At 71.7% G+C, this 14,694-nt stretch carries 12 protein-coding genes, 1 tRNA gene and 2 pseudogenes; 7 read left to right on the forward strand and 8 right to left on the reverse strand.

What is annotated here, in order from left to right; genetic code table 11:
- Nucleotides 1-76: 76 nt before the first annotated feature.
- The 4 genes from ACF08M_RS01085 to ACF08M_RS01100 are packed head-to-tail and all read left to right on the forward strand — an operon-like array spanning nt 77 to nt 3,352.
- Entirely contained in the window at nt 77-466 is a 390-nt protein-coding gene (locus ACF08M_RS01085) for a hypothetical protein (protein ID WP_392183137.1), read from the forward strand.
- On the forward strand, nt 463-1,896 hold the full coding sequence (gene repSA / locus ACF08M_RS01090) for a replication initiator protein RepSA (protein WP_392183138.1): 1,434 nt from the start codon (nt 463-465) through the stop codon (nt 1,894-1,896). Before ACF08M_RS01085 ends, repSA begins: the two co-directional genes overlap by 4 nt.
- Nucleotides 1,893-2,090, forward strand: coding sequence for a helix-turn-helix transcriptional regulator (locus tag ACF08M_RS01095; RefSeq protein WP_392183139.1), 198 nt, complete (start codon nt 1,893-1,895; stop codon nt 2,088-2,090). Before repSA ends, ACF08M_RS01095 begins: the two co-directional genes overlap by 4 nt.
- Nucleotides 2,090-3,352 (forward strand): tyrosine-type recombinase/integrase, encoded by a 1,263-nt coding sequence (locus ACF08M_RS01100; RefSeq protein WP_392183140.1) that lies wholly within the window; start codon nt 2,090-2,092, stop codon nt 3,350-3,352. The genes ACF08M_RS01095 and ACF08M_RS01100 overlap by 1 nt, the downstream gene beginning before the upstream one ends.
- A 273-nt stretch (nt 3,353-3,625) precedes the next feature.
- On the opposite strand, the gene ACF08M_RS01105 is transcribed toward ACF08M_RS01100, so the two are convergent.
- From ACF08M_RS01105 to ACF08M_RS01120, 4 genes and pseudogenes are all read right to left on the reverse strand, one after another.
- Nucleotides 3,626-5,071 (reverse strand): LAETG motif-containing sortase-dependent surface protein, encoded by a 1,446-nt coding sequence (locus ACF08M_RS01105; protein ID WP_392183141.1) that lies wholly within the window; start codon nt 5,069-5,071, stop codon nt 3,626-3,628.
- A gap of 626 nt (nt 5,072-5,697) precedes the next feature.
- A pseudogene (locus ACF08M_RS01110) lies at nt 5,698-6,150 on the reverse strand (single-stranded DNA-binding protein); the annotation flags it as partial.
- Nucleotides 6,151-6,250: 100 nt separating this feature from the next.
- Nucleotides 6,251-8,221 (reverse strand): GTP-binding protein, encoded by a 1,971-nt coding sequence (locus tag ACF08M_RS01115; protein ID WP_392183142.1) that lies wholly within the window; start codon nt 8,219-8,221, stop codon nt 6,251-6,253.
- Nucleotides 8,218-9,861, reverse strand: a complete 1,644-nt coding sequence (locus ACF08M_RS01120; protein WP_392183435.1) for an ATP-binding protein — start codon at nt 9,859-9,861, stop codon at nt 8,218-8,220. The genes ACF08M_RS01115 and ACF08M_RS01120 overlap by 4 nt, the downstream gene beginning before the upstream one ends.
- A gap of 328 nt (nt 9,862-10,189) precedes the next feature.
- Between ACF08M_RS01120 and ACF08M_RS01125 the strand changes: the two genes are divergently transcribed.
- A tRNA-Arg gene (locus tag ACF08M_RS01125) sits at nt 10,190-10,262 on the forward strand.
- Here the strand turns inward: ACF08M_RS01125 and ACF08M_RS01130 are convergent.
- A complete protein-coding gene (locus ACF08M_RS01130; protein ID WP_392183436.1) occupies nt 10,224-10,493 on the reverse strand; it encodes a histidine kinase dimerization/phosphoacceptor domain-containing protein in 270 nt (89 codons plus the stop codon). The genes ACF08M_RS01125 and ACF08M_RS01130 overlap by 39 nt on opposite strands.
- Here ACF08M_RS01130 and ACF08M_RS01135 point away from each other — a divergent pair.
- Nucleotides 10,374-10,637 (forward strand): hypothetical protein, encoded by a 264-nt coding sequence (locus ACF08M_RS01135; RefSeq protein ID WP_392183143.1) that lies wholly within the window; start codon nt 10,374-10,376, stop codon nt 10,635-10,637. The two genes, ACF08M_RS01130 and ACF08M_RS01135, sit on opposite strands and share 120 nt — an antisense overlap.
- Nucleotides 10,638-10,646: 9 nt before the next feature.
- On the opposite strand, the pseudogene ACF08M_RS01140 reads toward ACF08M_RS01135, so the two are convergent.
- Together ACF08M_RS01140 and ACF08M_RS01145 are read right to left on the reverse strand one after the other, a co-directional pair.
- A pseudogene (locus ACF08M_RS01140) lies at nt 10,647-11,192 on the reverse strand (sensor domain-containing protein); the annotation flags it as partial.
- Nucleotides 11,193-11,302: 110 nt separating this feature from the next.
- Complete coding sequence (locus ACF08M_RS01145; RefSeq protein ID WP_392183144.1) at nt 11,303-12,808, reverse strand: FG-GAP and VCBS repeat-containing protein; 1,506 nt, start codon at nt 12,806-12,808, stop codon at nt 11,303-11,305.
- 327 nt (nt 12,809-13,135) lie between these two features.
- On the opposite strand from ACF08M_RS01145, the gene ACF08M_RS01150 reads away from it, so the two are divergent.
- Nucleotides 13,136-13,909 (forward strand): nucleotidyltransferase domain-containing protein, encoded by a 774-nt coding sequence (locus ACF08M_RS01150; RefSeq protein ID WP_392183145.1) that lies wholly within the window; start codon nt 13,136-13,138, stop codon nt 13,907-13,909.
- 187 nt (nt 13,910-14,096) lie between these two features.
- Here the strand turns inward: ACF08M_RS01150 and ACF08M_RS01155 are convergent, their stop codons facing one another.
- The gene (locus tag ACF08M_RS01155; RefSeq protein ID WP_392183146.1) at nt 14,097-14,555 is read right to left on the reverse strand and encodes an anthrone oxygenase family protein; all 459 of its coding nucleotides are present in this window, start codon (nt 14,553-14,555) and stop codon (nt 14,097-14,099) included.
- Nucleotides 14,556-14,694: the final 139 nt, after the last annotated feature.

Here is a 14,694-nt window from a genome sequence, read left to right on the forward strand (position 1 = left end):
AGCCAGTTGGATGCGCCGGAGCGGTGCCCACCGCCAAGCAGTCACCACCCCGGCTCCCTCGAAGGGACTCCCCATCATGCCTGCAACGCTCGTCGCCTCGCAGCCCGTGAACGCCTCCGTCGTCCTCTCCGTCCCCGAGCCGGTCCAGCCCGCCCCCGCGCGGGTGGTCAACGTCCGCTCCTGCCCGGCGTGCTGCGAGACGCGGTGCCCGGACCCCGCCGAGTGCCTGCACTTCCTGACCGCGAACCCCTGGGGTGACTGCGACTCGTGCGCCGGTAGGGGCTGGGCCGGAGAAGAGTCCCGCGCCGTCTACTGCGAGGACTGCGGCGGCTCCGGCCTCATGGAGTACACGGCCGCCTCGATCGGCAGCGACGGCGCGAGCGGCCGAGCCAAGGTCCGGCACGCCGCACACGTCGAGCGCCTGACCTCGCTGGTCAGCAACCTCGCGGGCGGGGTCGCTGCATGACCGTCTTCCCCGTGGAGCCTGCGGCCGTGGCGAACACCGCTGCGGTCGTGGGCACCGACCCTCTGACCCTGGCCGACCTCTTACGCGTCGCCAACACCCCCGGCTTCGACCGGTGGCAGGAACAGGTACGCCGTACCGGCGGCTGCTCCGACCCCATCCACCTCGAAGGCATGACCACCACCCGCGACACCCAAACCGGCCAGGTGCTCTACTCCTACAGCACCCAGGGCGAACCCGGCGGACGGTTGCGGGTGGCCTGCGGGAACCGCCGTGCCTCCCGCTGCCCCTCCTGCGCCTGGACCTATGCCGGAGACACCTTCCACCTGATCCGCGCCGGACTGACCGGCGACGAAGCCAAGGGCACCCCTCTCACGGTGCGCACACACCCCAAGGTATTCGCGACCCTGACCGCCCCCTCGTTCGGCCCGGTCCACAACCGCCCCACCAAGGGTGTCTGCCGGTGCGGCACCGACCACCCCGAAACCTCCCCGCTCCTGGGCTCGGCCCTGAACCCGGCCACGTACGACTACGCGGGGGCGGTGCTGTGGAACAACCACGCCGGGGACCTGTGGCGCCGCTTCACGATCTACCTGCGCCGTGAGATCGCCGCCCGCGCCGGCCTTTCCCAGAAAGCGGCGGCCGAGGTGTGCCGGGTCTCGTTCGGGAAGGTCGCGGAGTTCCAGAAGAGGGGCGCGGTCCACTTCCACGCGATCGTGCGTCTCGACGGCCCTGACGGGCCGGACACCGCCCCACCGGCCTGGGCCAGTACTGCCCTGCTGGGGGATGCGATCCAGGCGGCTGCCGCCCGCGTCCGTGTGCCCGTCCCGGCCTCGGGGGACCATGCGGCACGGGAACTGCGCTGGGGTGCCCAGGTGGATGTTCGCCCGATCGGCGCGGACAGCGCGAACGACGACCTGACCGAACAGGCCGTGGCCTCCTACGTCGCCAAGTACGCCACCAAGGCCGCCGAGACCACCGGCACCGTCGACCGGCGCATTGGCGAACTCGCCGAACTCGACAAGCTCACCGACCTGCCCGCTCAGGCCCGGCGCCTGATTGAGGCGTGCTTCGACCTGGACGAGGCGTACCCGGACCGCAAGCTCTGGCAGTGGGCCCACATGCTCGGCTTCCGCGGCCACTTCTCCACCAAATCCCGCGCCTACTCCACCACCCTCGGCGCCCTCCGCCAGATCCGCGCCGACTACCGCGCCCGGCAGGAACGCCATGAACGCGGCCTGCCCGACCCCGACGACGCTCCGGAGGGCTCCACGCTGACCCTCGCCCACTGGACCTACGCCGGACACGGCCACACACCCGGCGAATCCTGGCTCGCCGCCACCATCGCCCGCGACATCCACACCAACCGCGAAACCGCACGCGACGCACGCGCCGAACTCGAAGCCCTCGACGGAACGGAAGCATGGGCATGAAGCGGCCTCTTCCTGAGCGCTACCTGACGCCGATCGACCTGGCCGACCTCCTCGGCGTCCCGATCGAGACGGTTTACCAGTGGCGCCGCAAGGACACCGGCCCCCGAGGCTTCCGCGTCGGCCGACACCTCCGTTTCGACCCCGAAGACGTACGCACCTGGGTCGCCTCCCTCATGGACAAGGAAGCCGCCTGATGGCCGGACACATCCAAGACCGCTGGTACAAGACCGAACCTGGGCCGAACGGCAAGCCGCTCAAGGTCAAGACCGACCGCCACGGTATGGGCCTGCGCTACCGGGCCCGGTACGTCGGCCCTGATGGCACCGAAAAGAGCAAGAGCTTCCCGGACAAGCAGAAGCGGCTGGCTGACCTCTGGCTGACCAACATTGAGGCCGACATGGCGCGCGGCCAGTACATCGACCCCAGGGCCAGTCGGACGACCTTTCGGGAATACGCCGAGCGCTGGATCGCCGCACTCACCACAGACTTGAGCAGCCGCGCGGCTATGGAGGGGCGCCTTCGGCTTCACGCGCTGCCATACCTCGGTGGTCGTCCGATTGGCTCGTTTCAAGCCGAGCACATCCGGGACTGGAGTCGACAGCTAGAAGAGACCGTGGCGTCCGGCTCGTATCGACGGCTGATCTTCGATGCGGTGTCGTCAGTGCTGAACGCTGCCGTGGACGATCGGCTACTCGCCTCCAACCCGTGCCGAGCCCGCTCAGTGAAGGCCCCGCGACCAGCGCCAACTCGGGTACACCCTTGGTCCACCTCGCAGGTCTTCGGGGTGCGTGCGGGGCTGCCTGAGCGGTTCCAGGCCATGGCGGACGTTGGTGCCGGATGCGGTCTCCGCCAGGGGGAGATCTTCGGTCTTGCGGTCGACAACGTCGGGGATCTTGGCTGGCTCTACGTGCGCCAGCAGGTCAAGAAGGTACGCGGCGGCCTCGTCTTCGCTCCTCCCAAACGCGGAAAGCTCCGGGACGTGCCGCTTGATCCTGAGGTTTCGGCGGCCCTTCGGGAGCACATGAGGCGCTTCCCGCCGGTCGAGGTCACCTTGCCTTGGCTGACACCGAGCGGGCCGAAGGTGACGCACCGGCTCATCTTCACTGCTGCTGCTGGCACAGCGCTCTGGAGTAACGCCTTCAACGACCAGACATGGAAGCCTGCGCTCGCGTCCGCTGGGGTCATCCCCGTACCCGAGAAGGGGCACCGCTACACCGCCGCCCGTGAGCACGGGATGCACGCGCTGCGGCACTTCTACGCCTCCGTCCTCCTGGACGCTGGCGAGAACATCAAGGCGCTGAGTCTCTACCTCGGGCATAGCGATCCGGGCTTCACGCTCCGGGTGTACACACACCTGATGCCGAGCAGCGAGACGCGAACCCGGAAGGCCATCAGTGCAATGTACCGGGCCGCCGGTCACGCTCACGACGGCCCAGAGACGGCCCAGGCTGCCTGAGACGGCCCCTCATCGGCGGGAAACCTGCTGGTGAGGGGCTGTTTTGTGCCCTCGGTCGGAGAGAAACACCCCATCTTGCCTGACGTCCGTGCCGGGATGGAAACCAGTCCGGTCCGCGGTACGCCACGTCCCGTCCTCCGGCACCCGCCGGCCTCCGTCCCCGGGCACACGTCGGCCCCGGTACGCGTGCGCGTACCGGGGCCGTCGTCAGGCAGGCGTGACGCTCTGCCCGCCGTTCGTCACTCCGCGGTCAATGGCGTGATCTTGCCGCGCCTACTGGCCGGAGGTCTGCGTCTGACGCTTGCGGAGGAGGAAGACCGCGCCGCCGCCGACGACGACGAGGGCGATCGCGACGCCCGCGATGACCGGGGTGGCGCTGGAGCCACCGGTCTCGGCGAGGTCACCGGAGCCACCGGTCGAGCTGCCGCCGACCGTGGCCGGGGCAGGCTTGCCCCCGCCGGTCTGGGTCTCGGTGCCACCGGCGCCGCTGCCGCTGGTCTTGCAGTCCAGGACGCCCTTGAACGTCTTCGTGAAGCCACCGGGGCCGGTGACCGTGAAGTCGTACGCCTGGTCCTCGGCGACCGGGACGGTCACCGTCTCGGACTTGCCCGCCTCGACGGTGTGCTTCGCCCCGGCCAGCTCGAAGGTGAACGCCTCGTCGCCCGTGTTGCTCGCGGTGACGTCCACGCCGCCCTTGGCGCAGTTCTTCTTCGCCGAGACGGCCGGGATCGCGCCCTGCTTGGCCCAGGTGCCGGTGGCGGTCGCGGAGACCGTGGACTCGCTGGAGCCGGCCAGGATCATGGTCTGGCTCTTGGTCACACCGGCGAAGGCCCGGCCGACCGGCACCGACGTGGTGGCCTGGACGGTCAGCGAGGCGGAACCGTCGGTGGCGCCCGCCGGGACGGCGAAGTAGAGCTCGGCGCCGTTGGCCGCGGCCGTCACGGGCTTGCCGCTCTTGTCGGTGACCTTGACACCGCTGGCGGCGTCGGCGGGCGGGGTCACGGAGACCTGGCCCGCGTTGGTGTGGACGGTGATCGGGCCGAGCCGCTCACCGGACTTGCCGGAGACCGCGGCCGGGTCCAGGGAGAGGGACGCCTTGGGCTCGGCCTGGTCGGTGGCGTTGCGCTCCAGCCAGTCGGCGAGCTTCTCCGCCGGTCCGTCGGCCGCGTCGATATCGACGTTGTCCGAGTAGCGCCAGATGGCGACCTGGGTGCCGGCCGCCGCGGTCTTCTCGGTGAGCGGCCCGGTGCCGGCCTGCTTGGCGAGCTCCGCGAGGTCGTCGACCTGCGGGTAGGAGTGCTCCAGGATCCAGCGGATCTTGCCCGCGTTCTTGTTGCTGCCGAGCGAGGTCTGGTTCCAGGGGGTCTCCAGGTACTTCGCCTGGTCCTGGGTGGGGTTGTGGATGTCGATGCAGTACGTCTTGAGCTTGCCGCCGCCGTCGACGGTCATCTCGAAGAGTCCGGCGGGCAGCTCCTGGTTCCTGCCGCCCGTGTGGAGCACTGCGCGGTCGTAGGTCTTCAACCCGTCCAGGACCGCGGCCGCACCACCTTGATGCTGCGGGGCCTCATCGGCGACCGCGCTGCCCGCGCCGACGAGGGCGCCTGCCATGACAAGACCGGATGCCATCACCGACGCGGTGAGCCGGGCCATGCCCCGCCGCCGTGGAGAATCGGTCGCCCTCGTGGACGACGAAACGGTCGCTGAAGAAGCAGAAAACACAGAATTCCCCTCCGGGCGGGACCTTCCGCGCCTGATGCGCGTGTGGGGACTGCCCCGCCAGTCGACTCAAGTGCCCCGTGAGTACTGGGAATCCTAAGGACGAAGCGATGAATAGTCCCCCGTCATACCGTCGTACAACCATTCCGACTCGGAATCGTTATCGCCGACATCGCATGCCCATGCCTCAGGACGCCTCGGCCCACCTCATCGACCCCATCCGGCCCTATCCCGTCCGGCCCGTTCCTCTCCGGTCACGGCACCGACGCGAGTTCCTGGCCGTCTTTCTGACGCTCCGCCATACGTTTACCCCGCTGTCGCCCGACCCGCTCGCTCCGTTCACCGCGTTCGCTGTGTTCGTTGTGTTCGTTGTGTTTGCCGTGTTCGTTGTGTTTGCCGCGTTCGCTGCGTTCGCCACGATCGCCGTGTTCAATACATTCGCCACCTTCGCCACCTTCGCCTTGTTCGCCACGGTCGCTGCGTTTGCCGTGTTTGCCCTGTTCACCGCGATCGCGCCGCTCGCCCCCTTCCCCCCGTTCACCCCGCGCGGCCTGTTCGGTCCGCTCATCCAGCCCGGCCGGCCACCCCGGCCCACTCGACCGCACCGAACCGCCCGAACCGCCGGACCAGTCCGGCTCATCCGCTCGTGCCGACGCACCGCCCGCATCGCCGGCACCGCCCGCGTCGTCCACGCTCCCCGCACGCGCCACCGCCCCCGGATCGCCCTTCATCACGCGCCGGAACGCGGCCGTCCCCCGTGTCAGATCGTGTCCCACCGCGACCGCCTCGATGTCCACGAACGTCCGCCACCGGCCCTCCCGTTCCTCCTCGCGCACCTTCAACCTGCCGTGCACGACGAGCGGTTCTCCGACGGAAATGGAGCCGGACAGATTCGACGCCAGGGCCCGCCAGGCCCACACGGTGTAGAAACTGGTGTGTCCGTCCGCCCAGGACTGTTTCCCGCGGTCCCAACGGCGCGGCGTCACGGCGAACCGGAAGCGCGCCATTCCACCGGTCGCGGTCTCTCTGAACTCCACGCCCGTCGCCGCGTTGCCCACCAGTGTCACCAAGGTGTCGTTCATGACTCCGCCTCCCCTTCGGCCTTCGGTTCCGGCGACCGCACCCGCGCGGTCACCGAACCCAGGCTGAAGGAGAGGCGGAATTCCCGCTGACGCCTGTGGACTACCCGACAGTTGTGGAAAACTCCGTCACCGCCCCGTACCGCTCACGCACTTCGCGGTACCGCACGAGTTCCGCGGCCACCGGGTCGAGCACCCGCGCCCGCCCACAGGCCGCCGCCGCCTCCCGCAACTGCCGCTCGGCCTCCTGCCCGTACCGTCGCGCCGGTCCCCGCGCCGCGGCCGCGCACGACCACTCCACCAGCGGTCCGCCGATCACCCCGGCCAGCATCACCAGGGCGGGCGTGAGGAATCCCGGTTCGAGTACACCGACGATCTGGCCGACCAGCCAGAGACCGCCGAAGATCTGCAGCAGCGTCATCAACACCTGTACCAGCACGGCGGCCGGCCACCACCGGGGCCGCGGCGGCCTTCCGCCCACCCGACCGCTGTGCGCCACACCGGAGGCCCCGGCCACTCCTGTCGCCATGACCGTCGAACCACCCGGACCGGCCTCCCCCTGTGCCGCGCCGCCACCCGTACCGCCCGGGGAACAGCTCACCATCCACCCGCGCCCGTCCTCGGCGCCGGTCTTCTCCACCAGTTCGTCGAGCGCCTCCGGCAGTCCCTCCGCACCCTTCACCGCGGCCTCCCGGACCGCCTGGGCCCAGGGGCCGGGCAGCCCGCCGGCGGCCTCGCCCGCGACCGTCCGCACCGCCTGTTCGACGCGCTGCCGGGCAGTGAGCTCCTCCTCGGGGGGCGCGGGCCGCGCGGGGCACTCCAGGCTTCCGGGCCGCCGGGTGGACTCGTACCAGCGCCACAGCCGCAGCCATGGCGTGCCGCACGCCCGTCCCGCGTTCCTGCGCCACTCGCGCTCGGCGGCCTGGCCCGCCGCGGCCGCTCCGACGGCTTCCGCGAGCCGGTCGGCGAACTCCTCGCGGGCCCGTTCGCCGAGTCCGGGCCGCCCTTCGGCGACGTAGGCCGGACGGAGCCTGGCGGCGGCGGCGTCCACATCCGCGGAGAGCCGGCGCGCGGCCGCCGTGCGCCCCTGGACGAAACGGCCGAGCACCTCGCGCAGTTCGCCGACGCCTTCGCCGGTGAGCGCGGACAGGGACATGACGGTGGCTCCCGGTTCGCCGTGCTCGCCGAGTGCCATGCCGTCCTCGTCGAGCAGCCGGCGCAGGTCGTCGAGGACCTGTTCGGCGGCGTCACCGGGCAACCGGTCGATCTGGTTGAGGACGACGAAGGTGATCTCGGCGTGCCCGGCGAGCGGCCGCAGGTAGCGCTCGTGCAGAGCCGCGTCCGCGTACTTCTCCGGGTCGACGACCCAGATCACCGCGTCGACCAGCGCGAGCACCCGGTCGACCTGCTCACGGTGTCCGGTCGCCGCGGAGTCGTGGTCCGGCAGGTCGACGAGGACGAGGCCCTGGAGCGCCTCGTCGGCGTCCGTACCGCACTGCTGCGGCCTGCGCCTGAGCCGTCCGGGGATGGCGAGCCGGTCCAGGAGTCCGGCGGCCCCGTCGGTCCAGGAGCAGGCGAGGGGGGCGGCGGTGGTCGGCCTGCGCAGCCCGGTGTCGGAGATCTGCACGCCCGCGAGGGAGTTGAAGAGCGTCGATTTGCCGCTGCCGGTCGCCCCGGCGATGGCGACCACGGTGTGCCGGGAGGAGAGCCGCTGCCGGGCCGCCGCTTCGTCGAGCACGCGTCCCGCTTCGGCGAGGGTGGCCCCGTCGAGCCTGGCCCTGGACAGCCCGACGAGTTCACGCAGCGCGTCGAGCCGCGGCCGGAGCGGACCGCCGGACGGTACGTACGCCTCGACCTGGGGCGGTCGTACGTCGTCGTCCGGGGCGGCTCCCGGTTCGGGGTCCGCCTCCTTGGCGGCCGCGCGCCGGGCGATGAGCCCGTCGTTCCAGCCGCCGCCCGCCTCCGGCACACCGGGGCGCCCGCCGAGCGCCCTGCCCCGGCCCGGGTGAAGACGGTCCTCGTGCGGTGCGGGACTCTCACCCCGGCCGGTCCCCTCGTCGATGACGGCAGTCATCGCTGCCTCCTCTCCTTCTGCAGTACGGACAGCGCGGCAATGAGTTCGGCCTGCGGCTCCGGGGCGACGTCGAGTGCGTCGAGCGGTGCGAGCCGCCGGTCGCGCTCGCCGTCCAGTACCCGGTCGAGGCAGTTGGTGAGCAGCGCGCCGCCCTTGTCGCGCAGCCGCAGCGCGCCCTGGGCGCCGATCCCTTCGGCGAGCTGCTCCCCGGCGCCGCGGGTGCGTCGGCCGCCGAGCAGTGCGGCGGCCAGGAGCGCCGCCACGGTCCCGGCGTCGGGTGCGGCGCCGCGTTCGAGCCGGCGCACCTCTTCCTCCGCCAGCTCCTCCAGCACCCGCCACCAGCGCCGTACGGCCATGGCGATGCGGCCGCGGATGTCCTCGGCCGGTCCCCATCCACCGGCCTCCCGGCCGACGTCCTCGAAGCCGAACGCCCCGGCCCCGGGATCGCGCTGCCAGGTCGTGCGGATCTCTTCGTCAGCGGCGGCCACGGCGCACTGCAGCAGTGCGGCGAGGCTCCCCACCAGCGCTTCGAGGAGTTCCTCGGAGCTGCTGTACAGCGGGTATCCGCGCCACCGGGTGCGGGCATCCCCGGCGAGCACCCCGCCGTTCCGCAGCCGCCGCCGTACCCGGGCGCCTTCCGCCCGGTACGCGTCCTCGACCACACCGGTCAGCCGCACGGCCGCCGCGTACTGTGCCGCGACGGCCCCGGCCAGCGCGGGCATCCGTACGTCCAGCGAGCCGATGACCCCGGCCGCCGTACGCCGGACCGCCTGCTGACGGGCGGCCGGGTCCTGGGCGCGGTGGCTGAGCCAGGCCCGCAACGGGGCGACCGCGGTGGTGGGCAGCAGCCCGCTGCCGCCGCCGGCCGATTCGGGCAGCTCGGGAATGGTGAAGCGCGGCACCTCACCGAGGCCCGCCTTGGTGAGCAGCGCTCCGTACTGCCGCGACACCTCGGCGATCACCTGGTGCGGCACCCGGTCGAGGACGGTGACGAGCGAGGCGTCGTACTCCTTGGCCGTGCGCAGCAGGTGCCACGGCACCGCGTCCGCGTACCGGGAGGCCGTCGTCACCATCACCCACACATCCGCGGCGCAGATCAGCTCGGCGGCCAGGACCCGGTTCCGTACCACGAGCGAGTCGATGTCGGGCGCGTCGAGCAGCGCGAGCCCGCGCGGCAGCCCGGTGGCCGTCTCGACGCGCAGCACGGTGCCGTCCTCGTCCCCGGTCCCGTCGAGGTCGTCGCACCGGCCGGGGTCCCCGGACTCCTCGGGCGGCAGCCAGACCCTGGTCAACTGCGGCAGCACGCGCACACCCGCGAACCAGTGGTGATCGTCCGGGTGGCAGACGAGTACGGGCGTCCGCGTGGTCGGCCGCAGCACCCCGGCCTCGCTGACCAGCCGCCCCACCAGCGAATTGACGAGCGTCGACTTCCCGGCTCCGGTGGATCCGCCGATCACCGCGAGCAGGGGCGCTTCAGGATCCCTGAGCCGGGGAAGCAGATAGTCGTCGAGCTGGGCGAGCAGCTCGCTCTGGGTCCGACGGGCACGCGGGGCCCCCGGCAGCGGAAGTGGGAGACGCACGGCAGCGACACGGTCGCGCAGGGCGGAAAGTGCGTCGATGAGCTGAGGCCGTACGTCCAAGGTCACCACATGCGAAGAATGCCCAATTTTGGAGCCTTTTTGAAGCGTATGGCTACCTCTGCGCGCCGGTTCTCCCCTCAGGACGGAGTCGGGACAGAGGGGACGAGTAGGGCGCAGGCATAACGAGTGCACAACACCCGGGGCGTGAGGCGTCAAAAGCGATGCACAAATCCCACCCACCTGCGATTATCGGTTCGCTTCACCGAACCTCCACATCGTGCCACGCAGGTGAAGCAACCGGGTCGAGGCGATCGGAGCCCTATCCTTGTCCCGGCAGGTCACCGACCGGCCAGGCCCCAGGGCTCCAGGCCGCCGAGGCCACCACCCGGCCCCCGTAGCTCAGTGGATAGAGCAGGCGCCTTCTAAGCGCTTGGCCGCAGGTTCGAGTCCTGCCGGGGGCGCATTGCCCGTACCACCCCAGGCCCTCCCTCCGGGAGGGCCCTTTTGCCGGCCGGGGCAGATCGGCGAACGCGGCGTTCGGGCAGCTCGGAAAGGGCCTTGCCGGCCTCTTCGTGGGCCCTGGCCAGCTGGTTGGCGAGAGGACCGGGCGGGGCGTCCAGGCGGGCCAGGCCGAGCATCATCGTGAGGGCGACGATGCGCTGCTGGGCCCCGTCGTGCAGATCGCGTTCGATGCGGCGGCGTTCCGCCTCGAAGGCGTCGACCAGACGGACGCGGGAGCGGGTGAGTTCCCTCAGGCGGGCGTCCAGGTCTCCCGCTTGGCGAGTGAGCAGGAGGCGGGTCAGTTCCGCCCTCGCTCCGGCCAGCAGGCCCAGTAAGTAGCAGCCGAACGCCAGGAGTACGAGTCCGCCCGCCGCGGTCGCGAAGGCCTCGGGCCACGTCGTGACCGTCCACAGCTTCACCACCCGGGCCTCCTCGCCGTCCCCGTACACCTGCATCACCACGGGGGTGCTCAGCACTCCCAGCGGGACGCCCGTGCAGGCGCCCACCGCGAGGGCGTCGAGCGGCCACAGGACCACGGCGAACAGGAGCGCGTACCCGAGCTCCCGCCAGGTCGCCCGCTCCCCGAGCCGGCACGTCGCCCAGCTCCACAGGCCGGGTTCGGCGGGCCGGCGGTGCGGGTCGGGGACCGGGGTGCGGTCCATCAGGCGGAGTCTGCGCCGCTCCAGGGCCGCGACCGGAATTCCGGCGAGGGCGAGGACGGCGAGCAGCGGCAGTCCGATCAGTACGAGGGAGAGCGCACCGCCCACCACCACACCGGTCACGATCACCACCAGGACGATCGCGCCGGCCACAGCACCGCTGACCAGGTAACCGGCCGACCGCCAGGGCCAGGAGGTCAGCAGATAGCGGGGGCCGGCAGGGCCTGCCACACGGTGCGAGGGCGCATGGCCTCACCGTAGGAGACGGTCCCGGGGCCGTACATCCGTGCTGCCCGAGTCCCGGGGGTGGGGCCGGCCCCACCCCCGGGACCGGGAACCGGTCAGCGGTTGAACGACGAACCCAGCTCCGCGTTCTTTCCCACCGTGCCCAGCGTTCCGTGGCCGAACGTGAACGACCCCTTGGCCGTCAGGCCGGAGGCCGTGGTCGGGAAGACCCACAGGGAGCCCTCGTGCGCGTTCTCGCCGGGGGCGCCGACGATCAGTTCGGTGCGGCCGTCGTGGTCGGCGTCGACCAGCTTGGTGGCGGCGCCGAACGCGTCGTCCGCCTCGGCCGCCCCGGGGACGTCCGCCGTGTCCTGGTTGAAGCCGACCGTGCCCGTGCCGGTGGGGCCGGACGCGGTGCCGGGGAGGACCAGGATCGAGCCCGCGTTCTTCGTCGTGCCGAGGTCCTCGTGGGGGACGCCGACGGCGATGTCGCCGTAGCCGTCGCCGTTCATGTCGCCGATCGACACCGACGCGCCGAATCCGTCGGACTTTTCGGCGGCGCCCGGGACACCGGCGCTGTCCTGGTTGAAGACCTTCGCCCGGTCACCCCGCGGGCCGGTGGCGCTGCCCGGAACGTAGGTGATCATGCCGCCCTTGGCGAGCGGCAGGTCCAGGTCGCTGTCGTAGCCGTCGACCGGGCGGCCCACGGCGAGGTCGGCGTACTTGTCACCGTTCACCTGACCCGCCGTGATGGTCTCGCCGCCCTCCAGGCGGAGGCCGTCGGCCTTTTCGACCACGGTGTAGTTCTCACCGAGGCCGGTGTCGCCGCCGGCGCGGATGAGGATGCGCCGGGCGTCGTACTCGTCGCCGTCGTGGACGACGCCTGCCAGATCGTCACGGCCGTCGCCGTCGAAGTCGCCCGCGGTGATGTCCAGGTAGCGCACATCGTCCATGTCGCGGATCTCCCTGACGGGAGCGGCCGGGCTGCCGTCGCGCTTGAACGGGCCGGACAGGATGTGGATGTCGTTCCTCCCGAGGGTGACGACGTCCGTGGCGCCGTCGCCGTCGAAGTCGCCCACGGCGGTCTTCCCGCCGATCTCCTCATACGGTTCGTCGCCCGTCAGGAGGGTCGCGCCACCTGACAGTCCGTTCGCCCCGCCCCAGATCACGGTGAGCGAACCGGTGGATTCGGACGAGCCCGCCTTCTCCTTCGCCGCGCCCACCACGAGGTCGCTGTACCCGTCCTTGTCCAGGTCGGCGGAGACCACCGAGCTGCCGAACGCGTCACCGGCCTCGGCCGTGTCCGGAATTCCGGGCGAGTCCTGGGTGAAGATCTGCTTGGTGGAGGTCTGCAAACCGTTCCGGGAGCCGTACACCACACCGACGTACCCGGCCCCGGCTTTGCCGCCGACGATGGCGCCGGGAGCGGTGAACGCCACGTCCGGGTAGCCGTCCCCGTTGAAGTCGTCGCGCCCCGGGGCCGGGGCGGGCGCGGTCCCGGTGGAGGGCGCGGAGACGGCCGTGGGGGCGGGCGTCGATGCCTGGGCGGCGGGGCCGGTGAGCGCGGCGGTCGCCACGGTGATGGCGAGCACGACGGTGGTTCCGAGGGCACGGGATGCCACGTGGGCTCCTTCGTTCGGGGAATGGGGGGTTGTGGGGTGGTGCTTTTCCGGGTGTGTGCGGGCCGGCGGCACCGCACCGGTGCTGTGCAGACTCAGACCGGCTGTCGCGCGCGGGGGTTGCGTTCCCGGCCCGGACCGTTACAGCTCCTCCACGCGGATGGACGGCAAGTCCCTTGTTCCCCGGGCCCGTTTATTCCGCGCGCCCGTTTGCTCCCCGGGCCCGTTTGCTCCCCGGGCCCGTTCGCACGCTCAAGCGCCGCGAGGTTCCGGCGGCGGTCTGAGCCGATTGCCCGAACGCGCACGACGGGGCGTGCCATAGTCGGTTCCATGAATGCCGACGAGGCACAGCCCACCCGACTCCTCCTGGACCGCTTCATCGCCGATGCCGGTCGCGCCGTACCGCTGGAGGCAGTCTGGGCGCACGGCTCCCTGGCGCTGGGGGACTACCGTCCCGGGCGCAGCGACCTCGACCTCGTGACCCTCGTGGAGACGCCCGTCAGCGACCACCAGAAGAGGCAACTGTCGCTCGTGCACCGCGCGTTGATCAGGGATGTGCCGATGGCCGCGAAGCTGCACTGCTCGTACGTGGTGCGGTCGCAGCTCCCGGACGCGGGCCGTGATCATGTGACCTGGGCCCATGGCCGGTTGTTCGAGCGGCCGGTCACTCCGGTCAGCAGGCGGGAGTTGAGCACGGGCGGGCTGTCGCTGTTCGGTCCGGAGCCCGCCGGGCTCGTCGCGGAAGTGTCCGACCGGGAGCTGGCGGAGTTCATCCGCGGCGATCTCAGGAGCTACTGGTATCCGGCGAGCGCCAAGCCCGTCCGCTGGCTCCGTGACATCTGGGTGGACCTCGGACTGCTGACTCTCGCACGGGCGTCGGTCACCCTGCGCGACGGGCGTCTCATCACCAAGGGGCAGGCGCTGGAGGTACTGGCAGCCGAGCTGGGTGCGCCCGCCGAGGTCGTCGGCGACATACGCCACCGCCGGTACGGGGCCGACCCGCGCCCGGCCTCCCTGCCGTGGCGCATCAGACGGGGACGCCTCGCGCGCGTCTTCGTCCGGGCGGGCATCGAGCGGACGCTGTCGCAGCAGCCGGGGACCTGACCGGCGGGCCGGATCTCCTCGGCGACGGGCCCGGGTCCCCCGGTCGGCGGACCGGATGCCCTTGCCGGCACCTCGGTTCGTACGCCGCTGCCGCGCCCCCGCACGGGCGGGAACCGGCCGTTGATCGCGGCGGCGATGTTCTCGATCCCGTCCGCGCCCCCGCACGGCCGGGAACCGGCCCGTCCGTCTACCCGGCGGCGACGGCCAGCAGTGCGAACGCGGCGAGGGACAGAGCCGTCCGGATCCGGTGAAGGCTGTTCCAGCGGGCCTCGAACGCCTCGCGGGCGGCTCCGTCGTCGCCCCCCTCGGACTCCGCGAGCGCCTTGTTCAGCGGGATGTTCCCGGCGATCGTGACCAGGTGGCTGCCGATCGCGCAGGCCAGCGCGGCCGCGGCGAGCGCCCGCCCCGCGCCGTCGGCACCGGCGACGGCCGCGGCGGCCGGGAAGGCGATCACGCCGAGAAAGAGCACCAGGAAGGCCGGGCCGGGCACCTTCTCGTTGAACCGCCGCATCGCGGCCGTGAACCGCTCGTCCGGCAGTTCCGCGAGGCCGGGCATGACCGCGATCAGGAACGTCAGCAGGAATCCCGCGTAGAGGCCGGTCGTGAGCACGCCGAGCGCCAGGAGCAGGGTGGGGAGTGAGGACATGGTGCACATCATGGCGTCGGCGGGCGGGCCGCGCAGCCGGCTTCCGCAGGACCGCGCGGCCCGCCGTTGCCTTCCCGGTCAGTCCGTCTCGCCCTCCGGCGCTCCCCCGGGCCCGTTGTCGTCACCGCCCTTGAGCCGG

It is taken from the genome of Streptomyces sp. NPDC015032, assembly GCF_043080425.1.
GTDB lineage: Bacteria > Actinomycetota > Actinomycetes > Streptomycetales > Streptomycetaceae > Streptomyces.

Excerpts from the sequence above, each read along its gene's own strand:
- ACF08M_RS01155 (WP_392183146.1), bottom strand. The coding sequence starts at position 14,555 with ATGTCCTCACTCCCCACCCTGCTCCTGGCGCTCGGCGTGCTCACGACC.
- ACF08M_RS01085 (WP_392183137.1), top strand. The coding sequence starts at position 77 with ATGCCTGCAACGCTCGTCGCCTCGCAGCCCGTGAACGCCTCCGTCGTC.
- ACF08M_RS01150 (WP_392183145.1), top strand. The coding sequence starts at position 13,136 with ATGAATGCCGACGAGGCACAGCCCACCCGACTCCTCCTGGACCGCTTC.
- repSA (WP_392183138.1), top strand. The coding sequence starts at position 463 with ATGACCGTCTTCCCCGTGGAGCCTGCGGCCGTGGCGAACACCGCTGCG.
- ACF08M_RS01115 (WP_392183142.1), bottom strand. The coding sequence starts at position 8,221 with ATGACTGCCGTCATCGACGAGGGGACCGGCCGGGGTGAGAGTCCCGCA.
- ACF08M_RS01095 (WP_392183139.1), top strand. The coding sequence starts at position 1,893 with ATGAAGCGGCCTCTTCCTGAGCGCTACCTGACGCCGATCGACCTGGCC.
- ACF08M_RS01100 (WP_392183140.1), top strand. The coding sequence starts at position 2,090 with ATGGCCGGACACATCCAAGACCGCTGGTACAAGACCGAACCTGGGCCG.